The organism is Mycobacterium sp. pUA109 (genome assembly GCF_041287095.1).
Lineage (GTDB): Bacteria > Actinomycetota > Actinomycetes > Mycobacteriales > Mycobacteriaceae > Mycobacterium.
In genome coordinates this window covers 17,474-38,588 of sequence record NZ_JBGGKS010000003.1, presented here as the reverse complement: position 1 = coordinate 38,588, position 21,115 = coordinate 17,474, and the positions used below count along the sequence as shown (strand labels likewise).

The window sequence follows — 21,115 nt, the reverse complement described above, 5'->3', positions numbered from 1 at the left end:
TTCTTTCCGCCCCGACAGGTCGAGCGACCGTGCGCCTTCCACCTGTGGACAACTGACAATTTCGCACCTTGGGCGGGCCGACGCAAACCGCCTCCCCGTGCGACCGCCATCCGGATGTCCGGAAAGCGGCCGCTAAACACTCGGCCAGCACGCCTTCGCCGCAGCAGTGTCAGGTGGCTCCCCCACGTTCTCTAACAGGCGCAACAGTCTACGTCGCCCGCTGATCCGCAGCGCCGGTCGGGCACCGCGGGTACCGATCAGGGTAGGGGCGATACCGACACGCATCAACGCCGACGCCAGCGGCGAATGGGTGTCCGGGGCGTGCGGGTCCAGGCCCAGCAGGTAGCGGTCGGCCTCGGGGGCACCAGCCGCCAGCGTCCACGCCCGCAGTTCCCGCGGCCCGGGGAGCCACTGGCCAGGCACGGTCTTGACCGCCCCCCGCGTCCATTGGGCGGCCAGCGGGCGCAGCCGCGCATCGACGGCCGTGCGCACCAGCGGGGTGCCTTCGTCGGTGTGGCCGATCTCGGGCGACAGACCCGCCTCCAGCATCATGTCCGCCAGCGCCGCGGCACGCCACGGGTGCTCGACCACCACCGACAGCCGGGCCCCGTCACCAACCACCACGATCTGGCCGGTGGCCGCCAACACCCCGGTGAGGTCGGCGACGGTGGGCGGCACCGACTCAGCCGAGAAGAAGGACAGCTGGCTCACGTCACCGACAGTAGGCCAGTCCGTCGACGATTCAGCCGCTTACCGGGCCCGTATGACAGGAAACCCCCCGGCTGGCCCGTGAGGGACTGCGCGGGGGGTTTGCCGTCGGCGGTGATTACTCAGATGGAGCGAACGCCCGTGGCCTGCGGGCCCTTGGGGCTCTGGCCGACCTCGAACTCGACCCTCTGGTTTTCCTCAAGGGTGCGGAACCCGGATCCCTGGATCTCCGTGTAGTGGACAAACACGTCGGCCGATCCATCCTCGGGAGCGATGAAACCGAAGCCCTTCTCCGCGTTGAACCACTTCACAGTTCCCTGTGGCATTTGTCGATCTTTCCTTCTCTTCGTACCCGGTGCGGTGCACCGTAGTTCGGTGCACCGTGTTTCGGTGCCCCGGGCCCGTCCCGGCCGCCCTACCTTTGTGGTGTCGCCGGACTGCACCGACCTACGCCCTCACAGGAACTGCGGCCGCAACAAAAGATCCTGCGAAAGTGTGGACACGAACACAGAAGCTACGACCGTCATCAGTCAACCATGTTCGGCGCTTCAGCGACAGTCTCTGGTAATCAGCTGAGTAACGGCTTGGTGAACAATTCAGTCCGCGGGCTCCGGAAACGACGGTGAAGGACAGTAACGGTAATGGCGAATTTCGGCACCGAGCTGCTGGCCGCCGCGCTCGCCGGCACCGATTCGGCCGAGCGTCCGCTGCGCCATGTCGCGGAGTTCCCGGCGCGGCGCGGTACGCCGCAGCGCTGGCCGCAGTGGGCCGAACCCGACGTGGTTGCCGCGTTCGTCGACCGCGGCATCGGCCTGCCGTGGTCACACCAAGTCGACGCCGCCGAGCTGGCTCACCGCGGCCGGCACGTCGTGGTGAGCACCGGCACCGCCTCGGGTAAATCCCTGGCCTACCAACTGCCGGTCCTCAACGCGCTGGCCACCGATGCCCGCGCCCGGGTGCTTTACCTGTCGCCCACCAAGGCGCTGGGCCATGACCAGTTGCGCACCGCGGCGGCACTGACCACCGCGATTCCGCGGCTGCGCGACGTGGCGCCCACCGCCTACGACGGCGACAGCCCCGCCGAGGTGCGCCGCTTCGCCCGGGAACGCTCCCGATGGGTGTTCACCAACCCCGACATGCTGCACCTGTCGCTGTTGCGCAACCACGCCCGCTGGGCGGTGTTCCTGCGCGGCCTGCGGTTCGTGGTCGTCGACGAATGCCACTACTACCGCGGGATTTTCGGTTCGAACGTGGCGATGGTGCTACGTCGCCTACTGCGGCTATGCGCACGTTACGCCGCGGCGCCGGCGGTGACGCCCACGGTGATCTTCGCCAGCGCCACCACCGCGGCACCGGGTGCCACCGCCGCGGCGCTGATCGGTGCACCGGTCACCGAGATCACCGAGGACGGGTCCCCGCAGGGCACCCGCACGGTGGCGATGTGGGAACCGGCGCTGCGCGCCGACATCGGCGGCGAGAACGGCGCCCCGGTGCGGCGGTCGGCCGGCGCCGAAGCCGCCCGGGTGATGGCCGATCTGATCGCCGAAGGTGCGCGCACGTTGACCTTCGTGCGGTCCCGCCGCGGTGCGGAATTGACCGCGCTGGGCGCCCGGGCCCGGTTGCACGACATCGCCCCCGAACTGGCTGACAAGGTGGCGTCGTACCGCGCCGGTTACCTCGCCGAGGACCGTCGCGCCCTCGAGCAGGCGTTGGCCGACGGTGAGCTGCGCGGCTTGGCCACCACCAGCGCACTGGAATTGGGTGTTGACATCGCCGGACTGGACGCGGTGGTGCTGGCCGGCTTTCCCGGCACGGTCACCTCGTTTTGGCAACAGGCCGGCCGGTCGGGGCGACGCGGTCAGGGCGCGCTGATCGTGTTGGTCGCCCGCGACGACCCGCTGGACACCTACCTGGTCCACCACCCGGAGGCCTTGCTGGACAAACCGATCGAGCAGGTGGTCATCGACCCCGCCAACCCCTACGTGCTGGGGCCGCAGTTGCTGTGCGCAGCGACCGAACTCCCGCTCGACGAGGGCGAGGTCGATCAGCTGGGCGCCACCGAGGTGGCCGCGGCGCTGGTCGACGACGGGATGCTGCGCCGCCGGTCCGGCAGATACTTCCCGGCTCCCGAGGTTGATCCGCACCCCGGGGTCGACATCCGCGGCTCGACCGGCGGCCAAATCGCCATCGTGGAGGCCGACACCGGACGACTGCTGGGCGGCGTGGGCGCCGGGCAGGCCCCGGCAGCCGTGCATCCCGGCGCGGTGTACCTGCACCAGGGCGAGGTGTACCTGGTCGACTCGCTGGACTTGCCCGGCGGGGTCGCCTTCGTGCACAGCGAGGATCCCGGCTACGCCACGTTCGCGCGCGAACTCACCGACATCACCGTGACCGGCGACGGGCAACGCGCGACGTTCGGGTCGGTGGGCCTGGGCCTGGTTCCGGTGAGCGTGACCAATCAGGTCGTCGGGTATCTGCGCCGCCGACTCGACGGGGAGGTGCTGGACTTCGTCGAGTTGGACATGCCGGCGTCCACGCTGGCCACCACCGCGGTCGTGTACACGGTCACTCCGGACGCGCTGGCAGAGCGCGGTGTGGAGCTGCCCCGAATCCCGGGGGCGTTGCACGCCGCCGAACACGCGGCGATCGGGTTGCTGCCGCTGGTCGCCAGCTGCGACCGCGGCGATATCGGCGGCCTGTCCACCGCCGTCGGTCCGGCCGCACTAGGCGGGTTGCCCAGCGTCTTCGTCTACGACGGCTATCCGGGCGGGGCGGGATTCGCCGAACGCGGATTCCGTTCGGCGACTACCTGGCTGGCGGCGACGGCGGCGGCCATCGAATCCTGCGAATGCCCCCGCGGCTGCCCGTCGTGTGTGCAATCCCCCAAGTGCGGCAACGGCAACGAGCCGCTGGACAAGACCGGCGCCATCCGGGTGCTGCGGCTGGTGCTCAGGGAACTGAGGCAGCACAGCTGACACATTTCGCCGCACCAGACGACCGACCGTTCCTGGTTACTGGTCAGGAGGGTGTCCTGTGCGGCCCGAACGGTGTTGGCCGCTGGCGGTGGGTGTTGTCCGGTGGACCGGCGCGCCTCGGTGTGGGTGTGGCGGTGGGCCGGGACTGCGGCACCGTCGTGGTGTGGCGGTCGGCTGGGGGTCGGGCCTGGTCGGTGGAGTGCCCGCGCTCGTCCGCTGTCGGGTGCGGGGTCCTGCCGGCCGTCGCCTGATCCTCATGCCGAGGCCACGTCTACCGATCGCGACCGCCGCACCGTGATGTGCGGTGACGGCGGCCGGATCGGAAGTCTGCTGCTGCAGGGGTGCGCGCCAGTGTTGGGTGCCCCAGCGGCTGGTATAAGCGGGATCGACACCGATGACCGCGATCCCCCGCCGCGCCGCCATGGACGTGAGCCGGGTACGGAAACGTCGAGTGGGGATGCCGGCTACCGCCCGGCGCAGGCGTTTGCCCCGCTGCCCGCGGCCCAGGGCTTCGCGACCGGCGGCCCGGGCGTCGGCGAAGTTGAGGTTTTCCACCACGACCGCCGAGCAGCCGGTGTGTTCGGCGCGGTCGAGCAACGTGGTGATAGCTGCGCGGACCCGCCCGTCACGGCGCGACGCGACCATCCCGGCGGTATCGACGGCGATGCTGGTCGGCTCCCCGACCGGGCTCCCGCAGGCATCGAGCACGCAGCATGCCAGATGGTCGGCGTTGAGATCGGCGGCCAACACCCGTCCAGCGCGTAGCTCGGCCAGCGGGGGTGGTAGTTCGGGGCTGGTTTTCCAAGAGGCGTGCAGATACCAGCGGCCCCGTTGTGGGTCGTAGCCGATGTCGTAGCGCACCGCGCGGCGGGCCGCGACCCGAGTCGCCCATTCGTGGCCGCGGTAACTAAAGCGCACCGGCGTGCCGATCACCACATGGGTGCCGAGTGTGTCGACAAGGGCGGCAGGAACCTTGATCCGCAGCTGGCCCGTCTCGTCGACGCGGATGGTCTCGTTGCCGCCCGTTTTACCGGATTCACCGTCGGCGGTGACAAATAAGCGAGCGGCATCCCAGCAGTCCCGCCACTGGCCGACCGTCATCTCGGCCGCATCCAGATGCTGGCAGTGTCGCCACAACCGTTTACCGCCGACCACTATCGACGGATGCCCGGCCGCGAGTGTCGCCTCCGCGGCGGCCAGCCGGTTCCGCAGGGCAGCGAGCCGCCGGGTTTTGGAAAACCGCTCAGCCGCACTGCGATACCCCCGCCACCGACGCTGACGACCCCGGTGCTCATCGGCGGCAGCGACCTCGCCGGGGTGCAGCGCACACCGGGCCTCGAGCATCGTGATCGCTTGCCGCAGATCGGCGATATGGGCGGTCAAAGCGCGCATGCCCAGCTGGTATTGGTCTTCGACGGCGCGGGTGATCGCGCCGGCCCATCGGCTCGACGTCAGTCCGGTGATCCGTGATCCAACACCCCTAAACCGATCCGGTGGGCGAGTTCGCTGCGATACACCGATCCCAGAAAAGTCCCCATCGCGCTCAGTGCCGCCGCCTCAGCCCCGCTGACGTGGATCCGGGTGCGGATCCGTACTCCCACCGGCGCCGCGGCCACGATCGGATCCGCGATCCGCCGCAACCCCGAACCAGTACGCGCTGCCATATCCAACATGCTGACAGCCACCACCGACAAGCCCACCGCACCACACCAGCACCGCTCACTCCTGCGCGGTATCGCTCAATTCCACTCGCTACCCGGCCACTAGGCGTAACCCTTTGACCGCAGGGCAAAAGCTAAAAGCGGCCTACAGCAGGCCCAAAACGACTTGAGCCCCCCGCATGCACGCATCGGATCATCGGTAGTTGCACCGAAATCGAACACCCCGTCGCCGGTGTGCACCGACGACACCGCCTCTACCAACTCTGAGTTAATCGACCGACCCCTCGAACGGTCGACTCCCACGGACCAGTGCCCTCGGCCGCCCGCAACGCCTTCTTGACTGGTGCAGAAGAGCGGGCATGCCGAACACGCGACACAGCTCAACGAACGGTCGGACAACGCGATCCGTTCCCAATCCCGGAACTCGGGTGCACCGAAAACTACCGGGCCAGCGGGGTCGGCGCAACTCGTCAGCTAACACCGGACGGTGGTCGCCGGCTGGACGGGCGTCAACAATCCCGCGGTAAGCCTGGCGCCGACCGGGCCAACCGCGCGGCGTCGGGCCGGTAAAATCCTCGGGTATGGCCCACGACTGGCTGCTCGTGGAAACGCTGGGCAACGAACCCGCCGTGGTCGCCCAAGGGCGCCAGTTGAAAAACCTCGTCCCGATCTCGGTGTTTCTGCGTCGCAACCCGCATCTGGCCGCCATCCAGACCGCCATCGCCGAGTCGGTGCAGACCGGTCAAAGCCTGGCCAGCATCACCGCCAAGAGCGACCGGGTAATCCGCACCGAGCCGGTGCGGATGTCCGACGGCCGGGTGCACGGGGTCCATGTCTGGAGCGGGCCCGCGAGCACCGAGCCGCCCGACCGGCCGATCCCGGGTCCGCTGAAGTGGGATCTGACCCTCGGGGTGGCCACCGACACCACCGAATCGCTGGCCAACAGCGGCAAGAACCCCGAGGTCGAAGTCACCCACGGCCGGGCCTTCGCCGAGGATTTGCCGACCCGCGACTTCAACCCGAACGAAAGCAAGATCCTGGCCTTGGCGATCAACGCCCAACCGGGTCAAACACTGTGCAGCAGCTGGGATGTCACCGACTGGCAGGGCAACACCATCCGGGTGGGTTTCGTGGCGCGCAATGCCCTGGAGCCGGGACCCGGCGGCGGTGAGCATCTGATCTCGCGCGGGATGAACTGGCGCGGCGAACTCGACGGCGGCGCGCTGCCGCCCGACCAGCTAGCGCAGCGCATCCTCAACGGGTTGGCGCAACCCGGAGTGCATCGGGCGCTGGTCGACCTGCAGCGATGGACACTGCTGAAATGGCTCGACGAGCCGTGCCCGTTCTACGACTGGCGGGCCACCGAGACCAGCGCGCAACGGATCCATCCCGACGATGAGCATCTGATGCGGCCGATGACGGCGGAATTCGCGGTCGGGGCCACCGCCCGGGTGCTGCGGCTGCGTGGCCATGACGGGTCCTGGGTGCCGTTGCACGTCACCGTCAACCGCGTCGAACTCGACGACAACACCTTCGCCGGGCTGGTCGCGTTGCGTCTGCCGACCGCCGACGAACTCGCCGCGGCGCAGCTGCGCGAGGCCGACACGCCGGCGTCGTCGTAGCCCCTACGCGGGGCCGGCCCGCGCGGCGGCCCGCGCCGATCCGACACCCGCGACCGGCACCTCGACGGTGACCACGACATCCAGTCCCCGCACCACGCACCCGGCGGGTCGCGCGGCCATCCGGTCCACCACCCCCGTGGCGCGGGCGCACGCCGCCTGGGCTCCGCCGGGCAACGCGGCGGCCGCGGCCAGCGCGGCCAAATCGGCGGTGGCCTGCGCCGTATGCCGAGCCCGCACCGCCGCACCAAGGTAGGCGCCGCCGCCGGTGAGGCACACCAGCACGGCCACCATCGCCGCCGCCAGCACAGTGGCCGAACCCCGGTCACCGTCCGGGTTCGACGGCCGACACCCCGCTTCCCGTGATGGCCAGGGCGGGCAGCAGGTTCGACCGAGCGGTGACTGTCGCGACGACAAACCCGCCGTCGCGTCGCAGCCCCACCGTCGCCCCGCCGGGCGCGATCTGCCGGGCCACCGCGACCGCGGCGCGGTCATCGCCGCGGGCGGCCAGCCGGGCGGCTTCCCGGGCGGCGTCGATACAGCGGACCTGCATGGCCACCGCGGTGACGCCGGCCACGCACAGCGCCAGCACCGCGACCAATGCGGCGATGGCCAGCGCGCCCTCGACGGTGCTGGTGCCGACATCGTCGACTACACCTTGGTGTTCAGGGCGCGGCCGATGATGCGGGTCAGCGCCGCCACGATGGAATCGCCGGTGACCACCGTGTACAGGATCGCGCCGAACGCGGCCGCCGCAACGGTGCCGATCGCATATTCGACGGTCGACATCCCCGACTCGTCGACGGCCAACCAGGCCAGCCGGGTCTGCAGCGCCCGAAACGTGTTGAGTCCCTTCATCGTGTCCTCCTCGGTGGATTTCCGTCACAGCAGGCCCGCCTGCAGCACGCGGCCGGCCAGCCCGGCCACCGTCGGCACGATGCCCACACAGACGAACGCCGGCAGGAAGCACAACCCGAGCGGCCCGGCGATCAGCACCCCGGCGCGTTCGGCGGCCGCGACCGCTGACTGGCTCGCGTCGTGGCGGCACTGGGCGGCCAGATCGGCCACGCCGTCGGCCAGCGCCGCGCCCGAGCGGGCCGAGCGCCGGGCCAGCCCAAGCAGCGCCTCGGTGTGCGGGTCGTCCGCCTCGGCGGTCCCGGGCGGCGTTGACCAGGCGACGCCCGGATCCGCACCCACCGCGAGCAGGGCGGCGGCGCGCTGCAGCACCCGTGCCAGCCGCGGCGGCGCGGCGGGCGCGGTCGCGGCGGCGGCGGCCGACACCGCCATGCCGGCGGCCAGGCAGACGGCCAGCAGGTCCAGGCTGGAGGCCAGTGCCAGCGGGTCGGCCGCGGCGTGCGGCCGTTGCGGCCGCGGGGCGCCGGTGTACCGGCCGGCCCGGGCCCGCGGCGACGCTGGCCCGGTCCATAACGCCAGGGCCAACAACACCGCCGCGGTGCTGCTCATGCCCGGGCGCCCGTCACCCGGTCGGTGATCCGGTCCGACCACAGCAATCCGGCACAGGTCAGCGTCACCCCCGCCACCAGCAACCCGCCGCCGGTGTGCCCGCCCAACAAGAACCGCAGCGGGGCTGCCCCGATCAGCTGGCCCAGCAGCACACCGAGCACCGGTAGGGCGGCCAGGATGGCCGCGGTGGCGCGGGCACCAGCCAGGCTGGCCGTCACGGCCGTCGAAAACCGTTGCCGCTCAGTGAGGTCACGCTGCGCGGTGCGCAGCAGCGTGACCATCGCCAGGCCGTGGTGCTCGGCGAGCTGCCAACACATCGCCAGCCGCTCCCAGTGGGCGGCGAGCGTCGACGACGCGGCCGTGTCGCGCAGCCCGGCGGGTACGTCGGCGCCCAGGCGGGCGCGGGCGGCCACCCCGCGCAGCGCCGCCCCGACCTCCGGGGTCTCGGTTTCGGCGGCCGCAACCGCGACGGCCCGCACCGGCTGGGCACCGACGCCCAACTCGCCAACCAGCACCTCCAACGCGGATGCCAGCGCCGAGCTCTCGTCGCGGTTGCGCTGCAGGCGCCGCCGGCGGCGGTAGCGCACGGTCGCGGTCGCCCCCGCCAACGCCGCGGCGAGCAGCACCGCCGCCGGCAGCACGGCCACCGCGGCGGCCGCGGCGCAGCTGACGACCCACCCGGCGGGCCACCGGCGGCGTGGCACCCCGACCCGCCGCCGCACCGACGATGGCGCCACCAGCAGCGCCCCCGCCAATACCAGCGCCGCGGCCACCGGCCCGGTCACGTCGGTGCCCGGTTGCGCAACAGCCGATGCAGCGTCTCGTCGACCGTCCCGTGATCGGCTCGCCAGACGGTCACCGCCCGGACCGGCCCGGCATCGGTTCGGCGCAGCACGGCGATCTCGGCAAGCCGACGCCGCCCGGCCCGGTCGCGCCCGAGGTGCACCAACACCTGGTCATCTTATCAGTAGTTGAAGCAAAATTTCGCAGCAAAAATGCGTGTTTATCTGCGGTGTTTATCGTGGACTACTGTAGCCTACGATTGTGGGGATACCTAGAAAATTGGGCCGACGACACACCGGGCGGGTTGCTTGCCCGGGCTGCTTTGGCGTGCGAAATTCGCCGCATGAACCTACAGGGTTGGTTGGATCGGGTGGTGTCCGATCATCGGCCGTCGTTTGCGACGCTGCGCTACGACATCGAGCGGGCGATTCCCAAGGTGGGCGAGAAGTGGAAGCCGGAGTTCGACGCTCCGCGGGACATTCATGGGCAGGCGTTTTGCACGGATGTCCGGTTGATGGTGTTGCGGATGCGGGAGCTGCGGGGGCCCAACCCGTGGGACACGTTGGTGTCGCGGTGCGGCAGCGGGCTCTCGGTGCAGCTGTCGAACGGCCGAGGAATGGGTCTGCGGGTGCGGCGCTGGCCCTCGAAGGTGCTGCATGGCGACCGGGTGCGTATCGTCACTACGCCCGGCGGGGGTGGGCAAGAGCTGGTACGGGCATCGACCGAGCCGAACAAGCAGATGCCTCTCGACGAGGGTTCCGATACGGAGCTGTTCCCGGCTCCGAAGACGACTGCGGCGGGCAAGCCGGACATCTTTTCGTTGTGGTGGCCCACCGAGGATGGGTGTGGTCTCGCGGAGGCCGAGTTGGCAGCAGTCATCGACGCGGACAGTGCCTCCCGGGTGCAGATCTTGGCGACGTCGCCGTTGCCGCCGGTGACGGAGTCTCCGCTGCTGGCCTTGCCGAAGCGGACTGCCGGGCCGGCAAGCACTTTCGGCGATTTGGAGCCGCCGGTGGCGGGGTCGGGCACCCACGATCCCGACGAGCCGGCTTAGTTGGCGGGTTGAGCTGTGCGGGTGAGTCGCGGGGGTCATGTCGTGGGGTCGTTGTTGAATCGGGGCTGCGATGAAGACGACGGTGCAAGTTTATGGGCTGCGAGTCAATCAGGCCCGGGTGATGCGGTCGATGACGGTGACCGCGGTGATGGAGGCGTTGGGCTGGAAGCATTCTCGGCTCAACCGGTTGGAGAAGTCGACTACTACTTCGGTGCCGGTCGAGGATTTCGAACGGCTCGTTGAGGTGTTGCGTTTCCCGGCGAAGTTTTTCATCACCGCGCCGTCCTCGCGTGTGCATCCGTCGGATTTGTTGTTTCGGGCGCCGCGCTCGATCACGGTGACCGAGCGGGAGTATCTTGCCCAGTTCGCTGCGCTGGCGGGGGAATTCCTCGACTTTCTGGATAGTCGTGCGCAGTTGCCGCCGGTGCGGCTTCCGGTTCAGGCTTCGCATACCCCGGTGGCCCAGGCGGCCGAGGTGGTGCGCCAGGCGTTGGGGTTTGACGCCGATGTGCCGATCGAATATTTGACGCATGAGATCGAGCGGGCCGGTGTGGTGATCGTGGTGCGCCGGTTGCTGACGTCCTCGTCGCGTCGGGTCCTTGGTGATGAGGATTCGACTGGCAAGTTAGATAAGCATCTGGGGTATTCGGTGCGGGTGGGTGAGTTCAACACTCGGCCGTTGATTGTGGTGCGCCAGTCGAATTCCTGGGAGCGGACCCGGTGGACGCTGGCCCATGAGCTCGGACATTTGTCGTTGCACGCCTCGGGCAGTGTTACCGAGGAACGTGAGGAGCAGGCCTCGGCGTTCGCTTCGGAGTTGCTGGCGCCGGCGGCGGTGTTGGCGCAGGAGGTTTCGCGTGCGCCTTCGCTGGCCGAGTTGTTGCCGGTGAAGGCCAAGTGGGGCATCTCGCTGGGAGCGCTGTTGCGGCATTTGCATGTTTCCGGGCTGTTGACCGAAGACCGGTTCGAGGCGTTGCGCCGTCAGTTGTATACCCGGGTCAACACCGAAACCGACACCACGTGGGGTCGGGTGGAGCCGGGGTGGAATGACCGTGACGTGGAGCGGCCGTTGTTGATCAGTAGGTGGCTGGAGATCGCGTTTTCGGCCCGCAGCGCAGCGATGCTGGCCCCTTACGACCTGATGTGGCCTCAGGATGTGCTGGAAGATTTCATGGCCGGGCAGCGCAACGGTACCGGCGCCGGGGATCGCGATGATGAGCCGGTCCCGGTGATGGCCGGTGGCCGCGGCCGCGTCAGCGACAATGTGATCGTGTTGTCCCAGCACGGGCCCAGGCGCGGGTAACCACGAGGGGGCAGTGGTGGCGCGGGCGCAGCGAGTCAGCTTTGACGCAGAACCCGACACCTACACCGTGGTCGGCGATGATGGGCTGCCGATCGGGCCGGCTGCGGAGTATCTGCGGTTCTTACGTGAGGGCGGAGCTTCCCCGCACACGGTGCGCGCTTACGCCGCGGGCATCGCCGACTGGTTTTCGGTGCTCGATCACACCGGCCATCCCTGGGACGACTTCCCCACCACAGTGTTTGGGCAGTTCCTGCAGTTTTTGCGGACCGGGGATCTGCCCGGCGCAGCCCGGATCGGGCCGCCGCAGCAGCGGCTGGCAGCCTCCTCGCTGCAACCGCGGGCCGCAGCGGTGTTGTCGATGTACCGCTACCACGCCGACGCCCACCATCTTGATACGCCGTACCGCAGGTTGTTCACCTCCCGTGGTAGCTGGCGGCGCTATCGCCGCTACGTCGGCTTCCTCGATGGCGTCGGGCCGCAGCGCCACGGCGATCACCCGATCTATCGGATGCGCGCCGGCAACCGCGCCACGACCCCGGTGTTGACCCCACCACAGGTCAACACCATCTTGGATGCCTGCTCGACGCAGAACGCCGAGGGCAACTGGTCGGGCGGGGCTGCCGCGGTGCGCAACCGGCTGCTGTTCGCCGTGCTGGCCGAGACCGGCATGCGGCTCGGGGAGGCACTGTCATTGCGCCACCATGACTTCCATATCGGTGCCGGTGCCACCCCGTTCATCGAGGTCGTCGACCGCCAGGACCACCCGCACGGGGTCCGGGTCAAAACCGGGTCACGACGCGTCTATGTCGGCGACGACCTGGAAGCCTTGTACTCCGAATACGTGTGGCAGCTCGTGGCGATGGCCGCTGATATCGAGGTGCCGGATCTGGCCCGCCACTTCGTGTTCGTCAACCTCGTTCACGGGACCCGGTTCGCCGCCATGCGGGTCGAGACCGTGTACGACAAAGTGCGGGCCATCAAACGGGCTCAGCCCAGTCTGCCTGAAGGGTGGACGCCGCACTGGCTTCGGCACACCCATGCCACCGCGCTGCTGCTGGCCGGGGTCCCCGAGCACGTGGTGATGCGCCGGCTCGGCCACGCCGATGTGCAGACCACCTTGTCCACGTACGGCTGGGTCACCCAAGACGCTGAAATGCGGTCGCTGGCCAGCTGGAAAAACTATGTCGCCGGCTGGAAAGGACTCCACGATGCCCAGCCGTGACAACCCCACCGGATGTCCAGCGCAGGCAGTGTTGCCGGGCTGGGATGCCCAGTGGGCCACCGTCCCCGAGGGGTGGCGGCGACCGGTGTACCGCATCGATACCGCTCCAGCCAATGCGGTGTTCATGCAGAACCGCTACTACCTGCGTGAGCATCGCGGATCACTCGAGCATGATTTCAGCCCGGTCGGGGCGCCGCCGCGCTTCGCCCAGGAGTTGGCATGGTGGGTGTGGCTGTGTCACCACGAAGGCCTACGCAAAATCGAACCCGCGGTGCTCAAGTGGGCCAGCCAAGCCCTCGTCGCGGCCGCAGCCGAGTATCGCACCCAGCATGGGAGCCCGCCAGCGAGCATCACTGACCTGGCCGCGGCGGCGATCGTGCGCCACGCGGTGCTGGCGTTCGAAAAGCGCAATGCCCGGCTGCCTTCGCCTGGCACGCGGCGCAACGTCACCCACCTCATCGAGCACCTGCACCTGTACCTATCGGTGCGCACCACCGACACCGCCTGGTGGACCCATGACATCTGGGATCTGCGCGCTGATCCGCGCATCCCGCAACGCGAACACGAACCCGGTCACGACCAGTCGGTGAAGATCGGCGCGATCACCCCGGCCTGGCTGCGTGAGGGCGTGCGGTTTTGGCTGCGCACCGCCCTGGATGCGGAATTGTTGCGCTGGTCCTCCGCCGTCGAGCGGGCCCGCGACATGGCCCGACACTTCGGCGCGTTCGCCACCGAACGCGGCTACACCGATCCGGCGCTGGCCGATGACCCCGCGAGGTTGCGGCTGATCTTCACCGAGTTCAGTGAATATCTGCGCTCCCCGGCTGCGGCCGCCAGCCCGGACAAGCCGTTGACCTCCAGCGCCATCGATGCCACCCAGTCCTACACCCAGGTGTTCTACACCTTCATGGTGGACCATGCCCCCGAAGCCGCCGCGGCCACCGGGGAGCCGCGCTGGCTGGCACTGACCGACGCGCACACCCGGTTGTGGGGGCCGGCGTTTCGGACGCGGCGCGCCAACCGCGTCCGCGAGCTGAGCTGGTATTCCACCGGCGAACTGCAGCAGATGCTGACCTACCTCGACGTGCTCGCCGCCGACCGCGGCACCCTGGTCGCCCTGACCCATCCCGACGGCACCGCCTCCATCATCAAGGGCCTCGGTGATCCCCAAGCCGCCCGGATCTGGCTGCTGCAAGCCCTGACCGGGCGGCGGGCCTCAGAAATCCTGATGCTCGACCACCAGCCGCTGCAGCCCATCCCCGGCGCTGAACGTCCGACCGATTCCGATGACCCGGATGCGTTCGTCGCCAAGCTGCGTTATCAGCAGACCAAGGTCGACGGTGTCACCCCGACAATCCTGGTTGAACAAGCCGTGGTCAACGTGATCACCGAACAGCAACGCTGGCTGGCCGCCGCCCACCCCAACCTGACACCGAAGTATCTGTTCATCGGAGTCAAACAAAACCTGGCGGGCCGCCGGCCGCGGCCGTATGCGAGCTACAACTTGTCATTGGCCAAACTGGACAAACTGCACGGCCTGACCGATGCCGCCGGTAACCCGTTGCGGTTCACCCAGACCCATCGCCTGAGGCATACCCGTGCAACAGAGTTGCTCAATGATGGGGTACCCATCCATGTGGTGCAGCGCTATCTCGGGCACAAGAGCCCGGAGATGACGATGCGCTATGCCGCTACATTGGCCGCGACTGCCGAGGCCGAGTTCCTCAAGCACAAAAAGATCGGCGCCCACGGCGTCGAGATCGCGATCAGCCCCGCTGACATCCTCGACATGACTCAGCTGTCAGCACGAACTGACCGGGTGCTGCCGAATGGAGTTTGCCTGCTTCCGCCATTGAAGACGTGCGACAAAGGCAATGCCTGCCTGTCGTGCGGGCATTTCGCCACCGACGTCACCCACGCCGCCGAGCTGCGCGATCAGCACACCAAAACTCGCGCGCTGATCGAACTGCGGCGCCAGCAATATCGGCAACGCACCGGTCGTGAGCTCACCGACGATAACGTCTGGGTCCGCGAACGGCTGCGCGAGTTGAACTCCCTGCAAGCCATCCTCAAACGGCTGGCGGCTGATGAAGCCGCCCACAACGCCGCGGTCGCCGGCGCCGGCACCGCCCGGCGGCTGCCCTTGGAGCCGATCGCCACCCGCGGCGCCCACGATTCGGCGCTACGCAAAGCCGACCCGCGTCCGGAGCAACCGTGACGGTCACACGAGCCTCCCTGGCCGCCTTGGAGGCCGCCACGCAGATAAGGCGAGATTCGGTCGACACCCGGGCGTTGAAGGCCCTCAAAGAGCTGCGCCGTGAGAAGGCCCCGATCAGCATCAGCAGTGTGGCCCGCCGAGCCAGGGTCACCCGCAAAAGCATCCACCGCCGGCCCGCCCTGCTGGCCAAGATCGAAACCCACCGAACCGTCACGGCGACCCCCGCCCAAGACCCGCCGGCATCCGGCAGCGGCGAATCGAGCATCATCGCCGCGCTACGCAACCGGCTGGTCGCCAAAGACACCCAAATCGCCGAACTACGAGCCGCGCTGCGCGAGCGCGACCGCACCATAGCGGTCCTGCACGGAGAACTCGAAAGATACAGCGCCGGCGGCTAACGACGCCGCCGGCGCCCCGCACCCAACCTTTCTGTAATGGTGTCACCGACGTGGCGCGGGTCTGGAAGCGGGCTTATTCGCGCCTTATCTGAGGAGAGGGAAGGGGCTGTGACCCGCGGATGCTGTCGCGGTCATGTCCACGACGGGGCCATAGTTCAACGGTAGAACGGAACGGAGCCTTTGCGGGGCTCAGATCGGGGTTCGATTCCCCGTGTTCCACGGTAACTCTCCTGCATTGACGAGCGTGTCGAGCAGCAATGCAGGGGCGCGGCGCTCCCGCGCGGCCGCCGGCGGTGCCTCCCATGACGGCCTCGTGTAGTGCCAGCTCGGGTCTGCTCACCGAGGTGTGCGATGCTGGCAGTCATCGCGCAGCGGCGACACGCTGCTATGGATCGCGGCGCACCTTTTAATCGCCACAAAATGATTCGTAGGCCGCGGGCCAGATCAGGCCCGGCCCTTTGCCTCTGATGTCGAGTTTGGCCGTGACATGCATCCGCAGTTTTTGGCAGATGAAGAAGCTGGATTTGTCGTTGATTCGCAGTACTCCGCCACGGTTGATGGTCACCACTCCGTAGGTGAATAAAGCGAAGGTCCAGGCTTCGTTGAAGATGGTGTTGTTGATGTGGTTTTTCCACTCTGAGACGGTTTCCGAGTTCCCGAAGATGTATTCCTTGGCGGCCCGCTCCGCCGATGCCGCGGGGGTGAAGGGGTACGCGGCCGTGCCGTAGCGGGCGGTATCGACGCCCCACGTGGCGTTGGAGATTCCGATGACCCGTTTGGCGTCATCGACGTTGGCGAGGGTGACGGGCTGCCAATCCGACTTATAGACCGGATGATCCGAGGTCAGCACCACAGTCTGCCCGGCGGGCACGGTGAGATCGCGGGGATCAACGCCGAGTTCGCCAACTTGCAGTTCGTGCAGGATGTCATGCAGTGTCGGGGCCGGCGCCGACGCCTTCACCAACTCGGGACGTACCTGAGCTTGTTGCCCGGACACCACCTGGACCACACTGCGGAACGGTTCATGTCCAACGAGATTGACCGCTACCCGGTAGCGTCCAGGGATTAGCCAAAAGCACGGATCGGCGAAGTGGGCCAGGTCGATTCGCTGCTGGGCGGCGGTGTCCAAATTGGTGAACGTCATCACACCGCCTGCCAGCGACTCGGCGGCAATGTGTCCCAAATCCAGCGAGATCCATCCCGGCGCCGGTGGGGCCGGCGGCGGGCACTCACACTCGCCGACCACAAGCATGTCTTGCTTTTTTGCTGTTCTCATCAAACCTCTCCAATCAGATCAAGTGAAATTGGCCGATAAACCCGTCGTGACCCCGTGGTCCCTGCGGGCCCTTCGGTCCGGGAAATCCGCCTGGTGCCTGCGGGCCGCTGTTGCCGCCGAAACCACCCGGCCCGGGATCACCGCCATCCCCGCCATCACCCGAGCGGCCACCGAGCCCTTGATGAGTTTGCTGGGTGATCGAGGTGAACTTCACATCCGGTGAGATGATCACCTGCACGTCGTAGCTGTTTCCGCCATCTCCGCCTGGACCTCCCGGCCCGCCCGGGCCGCCGGCGCCGCCACGTCCCCCATTCCCGGGAGGCTGCTCGTCGTCGCCGTCACCGCCGTCTTGGCCTTCCCCGCCGGCGCCGCCCTTCCCGCCGGTACCGCCCGGCTGTCCATTGCCTCCCGCCATCACCAGCGTCAGCGTGGTGTCGGTACCTGGGGGCAGGATCAGCTTGTAGCCCTGGGGTGTGTCACCACCATTGAGCCCCTGGAGACCTGGCGCTCCAACGGCGCCGCCGATTCCGTCGGCGCCAGCGCCGCCCGGGTCGTCGTGGTCCCACCACAGCGCCCCGCTGTCATTTCCGTTTGGCGCTTTAGTCGGATTCACCTTCGGCATCGGCCCAGGCACATAATCCTCTGCTGGAGGAGGATTCGACGGCGCGTCGTCACCCTGAAACACCCACGTGCCCATCGCATAACCTTTCTAAGTGTCACAGAACCAATGGACTGACGACAAGCATCACTGGTCCCCTTACTTGCGCACACGCGTAGTGGACTACCTGTTTGCGCGTCGAAGGGTCTCCACAGCCGCCGCGGGTCGCGCACCCGATTCCGCCCCCGCTCACGAACACGCCCCTCGGCGAAGCGACCGGCGGGCCGCTTGCGAGACAGAGCTTTCGGCGAATACCGATAGATAACTTGACCGCGACAAGCGAATAGGCGTCATAGCCACCACTGCATCAGCTGTAGATAACGCAAGACCTGAAATCCTGTGAATGGGGAGGTAGCTAGTGTCGTGCGTCATTAATTAGTTTACAGTGTGGGATGATGGTGTATGCCGTCATCCGTACTGGTGATCAGTCCTGAAGATCGTGTGACGTTGGAGTCGTGGACTCGGTCCTCGACGGTGTCTGCCGGTCATGCCGAGCGGGCACGGATCGTGTTGGCTGTTGCCGACGGCGCTGGCACCTCGGGCGCGGCGCGGCAAGTGGGGGTCTCGCGGCCGACGGTGATTAAGTGGCGGGACCGGTTCGCCGCATTCGGGGTTGACGGACTTGCCGACGAGCCGCGCAGTGGCCGGCCCAAGACGGTCGATGATGCGGCGATCTTGGCGGCGACGTTGGAGCCGCCACCGGAATCGTTGGCGGTCACGCACTGGTCGAGGGGACCTGTGTGAATAGGTGTTGAAAACTCTAGTGGATGGCCGGCCGTGGGCGGCGTGCGGCCGAACGGGCATGTCGACAGGTTTCTGGGGCGGTGCTGGTGATATCTGTGCGCTTGCCGTGCTATGTGAGGCGCATGAGGTTGGGCGGAGGGCAGACGGGTCCCTTGGGGGGTGTTCAGGCCGCGGCGGGTTGGTGTTGTCGTTGGTGGAGGTAGGCGGCGATTGCGTTGCGGCCCAGGGCGAAACCGATCATGACGCTGTGTTGTCGGGTGGCGGTGTGTGCGGTCATGCGTCCTCCGTAGAGGGTGCGGTCGAGGGTGTTGTTGAGCGATTCGGCGTCTTCGCGCCAGCCGTAGCAGCGGTCGTAGACGCTGTCGCCTTCTTCGGTTTTTGTGTACTGACGGAGGTGTTCGGCGCGGTTGTAGCCCCTGGCTGTGTCGTCGTCGGTGGTGTCGATGCGTTGGTGGTGCACTGTGCCGCAGGTGGCGGCGAAGTCGAGGTACCAGCGGTAAGTACCTGTGCGGTTGCGGCGTGAGTAGACCTTGGCGACCGGTAAGGGCTGGAGGTGGGTTTCGCCGGTGTCGAGGATGGTGCGTTCGTGGAGGCGTCCCTCGTTGGTCCATAGCGCGTGGGTGTCGCCGCAGGGGCAGTCGATGGTGGTCAGTGGCGTGGGTTTGGCGGTGCCGGCGTGCGGCGGGGCCAGGACGGTCAGGCCGGCTTTCATGGCGTGGTCGATGTGGGTGCCTCGGAAGGCGCCGTCGTAGCAGATTCCGTCGATGCGTAGTTCTGGGCGGGCGGTGAGGCGATCGAGGATGGCCAGGGCGACACCGGCTTCGCCCTTGTAGCCTTTGCCGGGTGGAACGGGCATGGTGTCGAGGACGACGCGCAGGTTGCGGGTGTTGTCGGGGCGGGTGCTCATGATGGCGAATTTAGTGCCGTAGCGGAATTCTGGTGTGTCGTCGCCGTTTTGGACTTCGAGGTGGGCGTTGACGGTGGATGTGCCGTTGGCTGCTTTCTTCTCGATGGTGGATTTGCGTTCGGGTGCGGCGACGACGGTGCCGTCGCCGACGATGAATTGTCCGCGAGCTGGATCGGTCCGTGAGACGGGGTTGTGTGGGTTGAGGCAGTTGAGTTCGCGGGCGAGTGTGGCGGCGGTGTCGATCAGCCCTTGGTGCAGGGCGTCGATGTGGGTGTCGAGGCGGTCCTGGGCGTAGGTGTGGTGATGCCGTCGCGGCGGCGTGGTGCGGGCGGTTTTTCCGTGGGTGGCGGCCTGGCGGCAGATGATCTGCCAGTACTCGGGGTTGGCCATGATGCGGCTGGCGTGGCTGGCGCTGCCGAACGCGCCATGCAGGACTTTGTGGATGACCGCTACCCATGCGGGGTAGTGCGCTGGGCGCCCGGGTGAGTTGGGTGCGCGATCCGGGATCAGGTCGCTGATCGCGTACAACGCCGAATAGGAGGCGACGGCCCGGACTTTCTCGATTTCGAGCAGCGTGCCGTCGAACGGTGTGTCCAGCGCTTCACGTTTACGCTGGTCGACGCGGCGAGCACCGTAGGCGTCGTCGGCGCGGGGGCGCTGCTGCGACGAACGGTGCTTCGACGACATGTCAGATCAGTTGTCCTGGCTCCACTGATAGCCGATGAGGGCGGCGGTGCCGTCCAGTGAGCCCGAGCCGGTGAGTTGGGCGGCGGCTTCGATGCGGCCGGTGTCCTCGAAGGCCCGTCGCGCGGCGTGGGCGGTCAGCGAGGACGGTTTGATCCCGGTAGTTCCGGTCAGTCCGGCGCGGGTCAGGACATCGCGGACGGTGACGCAGACGCGGGCCTGGCGCTGGGCATCGGACCCGTCTGAGCCGGTGCAGATGATGGTGTCGGTGGTGGCGCCCTGTTCGGTCAGATGGCTGATTCGTTGGTAGATCACTCGGCGGGCCCACGTGTCCAGGGGTAGGAGGCGGGCGCGGTGTTTGGTTGAGCCGTGCGCCCACGCGGTGTGGGCGGCGGTGTCGATGTCGCCGATGCGGATGTAGCCGAGTTCGCTGGTGTGCGCGCCGGCGAGCAGTAGCGCGGTGGTGGCGGCATGTCGGGTGGGGGTGGCGTGCTCGGAGAACAGCCGCACCAGCGCGGCCTCTTCATCATCTAGGGGCCGCATGGCCGAGGCTTCGCGATCGGGGACGGTGATGTCGGTGGTCGGGTCATCCAGGGTCAGCCCGAGGCGCCGGGCGGTGCGGAAAAAGGCGCGTAGCGCGGCGCGGCGGTTGTGCATGGTCGCCACCGCTGCGGGGGCTACCACGCCGTGCCGGGAGCGGCCTTTAGCGGCAACAAATTTGGTGACCAGTTCGTGATCGGCACCCGCCAAGGTGGTGACGTCGTGCGCGGCGGCGAACCGGGTGAACCGCCGGGCGAGCAGAGCAAACTTGTCCAAGGTCTGGGATGACATCGCGCCGTCGACGGCCCAGGCCGCGACCACGGTGTCCACGGCGGTCACCAGGCTGCCGTCAGCCATGGCGGGCTCCCACGGCAACGGCAGCGTAAGCTGCGCGGCGTTCACCGGTGCCCCACGGCACGTCGCGAGTTGGCATGGCAGAACCTTCCATAGTGGTGCGTATATGCACCAGAATGGTAGGGGTGCGGCTCGGCGTGGGTGCCGGGGTGGCCTGCGGGCGATATCGTCGGGTGATGCCGCGCAGTCACGGCGATCAGCCGCCGGTTGTGTATCTGGCCGCCGGGGGGTGGCCCGAGGGGAAGTTGACTCCTGACGCGCCGCCGTCGGCGTCGGCCGCCCAGCAGGTGGCGCGTGCGCTTCAGGTGGCGATGGCAGAGACCGGGACCGGTCAACGCGCACTGGCCGCGGCCACCGGCATCGCCCACACGACGATCGGCCGGATCCTGGCCGGCACCGTGTTGTGCGATATCGGGACGCTGGCCAATCTCGAACATGCGTTGGGCCGCTCCCTGTGGCCACCCGCTCCGGCGAATGGATCTAACGCGACAACGCTTGGAACGTGACACATGTGGCAGAATACAAAGCATGGAAGCGTTTGCGGTGA

Annotated in this window: 21 protein-coding genes, 1 tRNA gene and 1 pseudogene; 10 read left to right on the top strand and 13 right to left on the bottom strand. The window is 68.0% G+C overall.

Annotation, left to right across the window (positions count from 1 at the left end; translation table 11 throughout):
* Positions 1-132 precede the first annotated feature (132 nt).
* Together ACAG26_RS04190 and ACAG26_RS04185 are read right to left on the bottom strand one after the other, a co-directional pair.
* Positions 133-711: a hypothetical protein gene (locus ACAG26_RS04190; RefSeq protein ID WP_370479748.1), complete on the bottom strand. Its 579-nt coding sequence runs from the start codon at positions 709-711 to the stop codon at positions 133-135.
* Positions 712-830: 119 nt separating this feature from the next.
* The gene (locus ACAG26_RS04185) at positions 831-1,034 is read right to left on the bottom strand and encodes a cold-shock protein (protein ID WP_003925183.1); all 204 of its coding nucleotides are present in this window, start codon (positions 1,032-1,034) and stop codon (positions 831-833) included.
* Positions 1,035-1,349: 315 nt separating this feature from the next.
* Between ACAG26_RS04185 and ACAG26_RS04180 the strand changes: the two genes are divergently transcribed.
* Positions 1,350-3,683, top strand: a complete 2,334-nt coding sequence (locus tag ACAG26_RS04180; RefSeq protein ID WP_370479744.1) for a DEAD/DEAH box helicase — start codon at positions 1,350-1,352, stop codon at positions 3,681-3,683.
* A gap of 36 nt (positions 3,684-3,719) precedes the next feature.
* Here ACAG26_RS04180 and ACAG26_RS04175 read toward each other — a convergent pair whose 3' ends face one another.
* Positions 3,720-5,075, bottom strand: coding sequence for a hypothetical protein (locus tag ACAG26_RS04175; protein ID WP_370479742.1), 1,356 nt, complete (start codon positions 5,073-5,075; stop codon positions 3,720-3,722).
* A 59-nt stretch (positions 5,076-5,134) separates the two neighbouring features.
* A complete protein-coding gene (locus ACAG26_RS04170) occupies positions 5,135-5,347 on the bottom strand; it encodes a hypothetical protein (protein WP_370479740.1) in 213 nt (70 codons plus the stop codon).
* A gap of 578 nt (positions 5,348-5,925) precedes the next feature.
* On the opposite strand from ACAG26_RS04170, the gene ACAG26_RS04165 reads away from it, so the two are divergent.
* A complete protein-coding gene (locus ACAG26_RS04165; protein ID WP_370479737.1) occupies positions 5,926-6,966 on the top strand; it encodes a PAS domain-containing protein in 1,041 nt (346 codons plus the stop codon).
* Between the two features lie 3 nt (positions 6,967-6,969).
* Here ACAG26_RS04165 and ACAG26_RS04160 read toward each other — a convergent pair whose 3' ends face one another.
* Genes ACAG26_RS04160 through ACAG26_RS04140 form a run of 5 tightly spaced genes read right to left on the bottom strand, consistent with a single transcriptional unit; the run spans position 6,970 to position 9,212 of the window.
* Positions 6,970-7,272, bottom strand: a complete 303-nt coding sequence (locus ACAG26_RS04160) for an Rv3654c family TadE-like protein (RefSeq protein WP_370479735.1) — start codon at positions 7,270-7,272, stop codon at positions 6,970-6,972.
* A 16-nt stretch (positions 7,273-7,288) separates the two neighbouring features.
* On the bottom strand, positions 7,289-7,579 hold the full coding sequence (locus ACAG26_RS04155; RefSeq protein WP_370480381.1) for a TadE family type IV pilus minor pilin: 291 nt from the start codon (positions 7,577-7,579) through the stop codon (positions 7,289-7,291).
* Positions 7,580-7,614: 35 nt separating this feature from the next.
* Entirely contained in the window at positions 7,615-7,821 is a 207-nt protein-coding gene (locus ACAG26_RS04150) for a DUF4244 domain-containing protein (RefSeq protein WP_370479732.1), read from the bottom strand.
* 24 nt (positions 7,822-7,845) lie between these two features.
* Positions 7,846-8,427: a type II secretion system F family protein gene (locus ACAG26_RS04145; RefSeq protein ID WP_370479730.1), complete on the bottom strand. Its 582-nt coding sequence runs from the start codon at positions 8,425-8,427 to the stop codon at positions 7,846-7,848.
* Positions 8,424-9,212 (bottom strand): type II secretion system F family protein, encoded by a 789-nt coding sequence (locus ACAG26_RS04140; protein ID WP_370479728.1) that lies wholly within the window; start codon positions 9,210-9,212, stop codon positions 8,424-8,426. The genes ACAG26_RS04145 and ACAG26_RS04140 overlap by 4 nt, the downstream gene beginning before the upstream one ends.
* 26 nt (positions 9,213-9,238) lie before the next feature.
* Here ACAG26_RS04140 and ACAG26_RS04135 point away from each other — a divergent pair, with 26 nt between their 5' ends.
* The 6 genes from ACAG26_RS04135 (at position 9,239) to ACAG26_RS04110 (ending at position 15,626) form a co-directional block, all read left to right on the top strand.
* Positions 9,239-10,264: a hypothetical protein gene (locus ACAG26_RS04135; protein WP_370479726.1), complete on the top strand. Its 1,026-nt coding sequence runs from the start codon at positions 9,239-9,241 to the stop codon at positions 10,262-10,264.
* Between the two features lie 70 nt (positions 10,265-10,334).
* Positions 10,335-11,567, top strand: coding sequence for an ImmA/IrrE family metallo-endopeptidase (locus ACAG26_RS04130; RefSeq protein WP_370479723.1), 1,233 nt, complete (start codon positions 10,335-10,337; stop codon positions 11,565-11,567).
* Positions 11,568-11,583: 16 nt separating this feature from the next.
* Positions 11,584-12,789, top strand: coding sequence for a tyrosine-type recombinase/integrase (locus ACAG26_RS04125; RefSeq protein ID WP_370479721.1), 1,206 nt, complete (start codon positions 11,584-11,586; stop codon positions 12,787-12,789).
* Positions 12,776-15,007: a tyrosine-type recombinase/integrase gene (locus ACAG26_RS04120; protein ID WP_370479717.1), complete on the top strand. Its 2,232-nt coding sequence runs from the start codon at positions 12,776-12,778 to the stop codon at positions 15,005-15,007. Before ACAG26_RS04125 ends, ACAG26_RS04120 begins: the two co-directional genes overlap by 14 nt.
* Positions 15,004-15,405 (top strand): DUF6262 family protein, encoded by a 402-nt coding sequence (locus ACAG26_RS04115; protein ID WP_370479715.1) that lies wholly within the window; start codon positions 15,004-15,006, stop codon positions 15,403-15,405. The genes ACAG26_RS04120 and ACAG26_RS04115 overlap by 4 nt, the downstream gene beginning before the upstream one ends.
* Positions 15,406-15,549: 144 nt before the next feature.
* Positions 15,550-15,626: transfer RNA gene (locus tag ACAG26_RS04110), tRNA-Ala, on the top strand.
* A 185-nt stretch (positions 15,627-15,811) separates the two neighbouring features.
* On the opposite strand, the gene ACAG26_RS04105 is transcribed toward ACAG26_RS04110, so the two are convergent.
* Positions 15,812-16,681 carry a hypothetical protein gene (locus ACAG26_RS04105; RefSeq protein WP_370479712.1) on the bottom strand — a complete coding sequence of 290 codons (870 nt, stop codon included), beginning with the start codon at positions 16,679-16,681 and terminating at the stop codon, positions 15,812-15,814.
* A 13-nt stretch (positions 16,682-16,694) separates the two neighbouring features.
* Positions 16,695-17,378, bottom strand: a complete 684-nt coding sequence (locus ACAG26_RS04100; protein ID WP_370479710.1) for a hypothetical protein — start codon at positions 17,376-17,378, stop codon at positions 16,695-16,697.
* A 363-nt stretch (positions 17,379-17,741) separates the two neighbouring features.
* On the opposite strand from ACAG26_RS04100, the pseudogene ACAG26_RS04095 reads away from it, so the two are divergent.
* Positions 17,742-18,068 (top strand): annotated as a pseudogene (locus ACAG26_RS04095) (helix-turn-helix domain-containing protein); the annotation flags it as partial.
* 178 nt (positions 18,069-18,246) lie between these two features.
* Here ACAG26_RS04095 and ACAG26_RS04090 read toward each other — a convergent pair.
* Both ACAG26_RS04090 and ACAG26_RS04085 read right to left on the bottom strand, forming a co-directional pair.
* Positions 18,247-19,677: a hypothetical protein gene (locus tag ACAG26_RS04090; protein ID WP_370479707.1), complete on the bottom strand. Its 1,431-nt coding sequence runs from the start codon at positions 19,675-19,677 to the stop codon at positions 18,247-18,249.
* 6 nt (positions 19,678-19,683) lie between these two features.
* On the bottom strand, positions 19,684-20,571 hold the full coding sequence (locus tag ACAG26_RS04085) for a tyrosine-type recombinase/integrase (protein WP_370479705.1): 888 nt from the start codon (positions 20,569-20,571) through the stop codon (positions 19,684-19,686).
* A 173-nt stretch (positions 20,572-20,744) separates the two neighbouring features.
* Here ACAG26_RS04085 and ACAG26_RS04080 point away from each other — a divergent pair, with 173 nt between their 5' ends.
* Positions 20,745-21,074, top strand: coding sequence for a helix-turn-helix domain-containing protein (locus ACAG26_RS04080; RefSeq protein WP_370479702.1), 330 nt, complete (start codon positions 20,745-20,747; stop codon positions 21,072-21,074).
* The last annotated feature ends 41 nt before the right edge of the window (positions 21,075-21,115 follow it).

Bases quoted from the DNA above. Each gene is read 5' to 3' on its own strand.
- ACAG26_RS04185 (WP_003925183.1), bottom strand. From the start codon at position 1,034: ATGCCACAGGGAACTGTGAAGTGGTTCAACGCGGAGAAGGGCTTCGGT.
- ACAG26_RS04180 (WP_370479744.1), top strand. From the start codon at position 1,350: ATGGCGAATTTCGGCACCGAGCTGCTGGCCGCCGCGCTCGCCGGCACC.
- ACAG26_RS04175 (WP_370479742.1), bottom strand. From the start codon at position 5,075: ATGCGCGCTTTGACCGCCCATATCGCCGATCTGCGGCAAGCGATCACG.
- ACAG26_RS04170 (WP_370479740.1), bottom strand. From the start codon at position 5,347: ATGGCAGCGCGTACTGGTTCGGGGTTGCGGCGGATCGCGGATCCGATC.
- ACAG26_RS04165 (WP_370479737.1), top strand. From the start codon at position 5,926: ATGGCCCACGACTGGCTGCTCGTGGAAACGCTGGGCAACGAACCCGCC.
- ACAG26_RS04150 (WP_370479732.1), bottom strand. From the start codon at position 7,821: ATGAAGGGACTCAACACGTTTCGGGCGCTGCAGACCCGGCTGGCCTGG.
- ACAG26_RS04145 (WP_370479730.1), bottom strand. From the start codon at position 8,427: ATGAGCAGCACCGCGGCGGTGTTGTTGGCCCTGGCGTTATGGACCGGG.
- ACAG26_RS04135 (WP_370479726.1), top strand. From the start codon at position 9,239: ATGCAGCGTCTCGTCGACCGTCCCGTGATCGGCTCGCCAGACGGTCAC.
- ACAG26_RS04130 (WP_370479723.1), top strand. From the start codon at position 10,335: ATGAAGACGACGGTGCAAGTTTATGGGCTGCGAGTCAATCAGGCCCGG.
- ACAG26_RS04120 (WP_370479717.1), top strand. From the start codon at position 12,776: ATGCCCAGCCGTGACAACCCCACCGGATGTCCAGCGCAGGCAGTGTTG.
- ACAG26_RS04105 (WP_370479712.1), bottom strand. From the start codon at position 16,681: ATGAGAACAGCAAAAAAGCAAGACATGCTTGTGGTCGGCGAGTGTGAG.
- ACAG26_RS04100 (WP_370479710.1), bottom strand. From the start codon at position 17,378: ATGGGCACGTGGGTGTTTCAGGGTGACGACGCGCCGTCGAATCCTCCT.
- ACAG26_RS04090 (WP_370479707.1), bottom strand. From the start codon at position 19,677: ATGTCGTCGAAGCACCGTTCGTCGCAGCAGCGCCCCCGCGCCGACGAC.
- ACAG26_RS04085 (WP_370479705.1), bottom strand. From the start codon at position 20,571: ATGGCTGACGGCAGCCTGGTGACCGCCGTGGACACCGTGGTCGCGGCC.
- ACAG26_RS04080 (WP_370479702.1), top strand. From the start codon at position 20,745: ATGCCGCGCAGTCACGGCGATCAGCCGCCGGTTGTGTATCTGGCCGCC.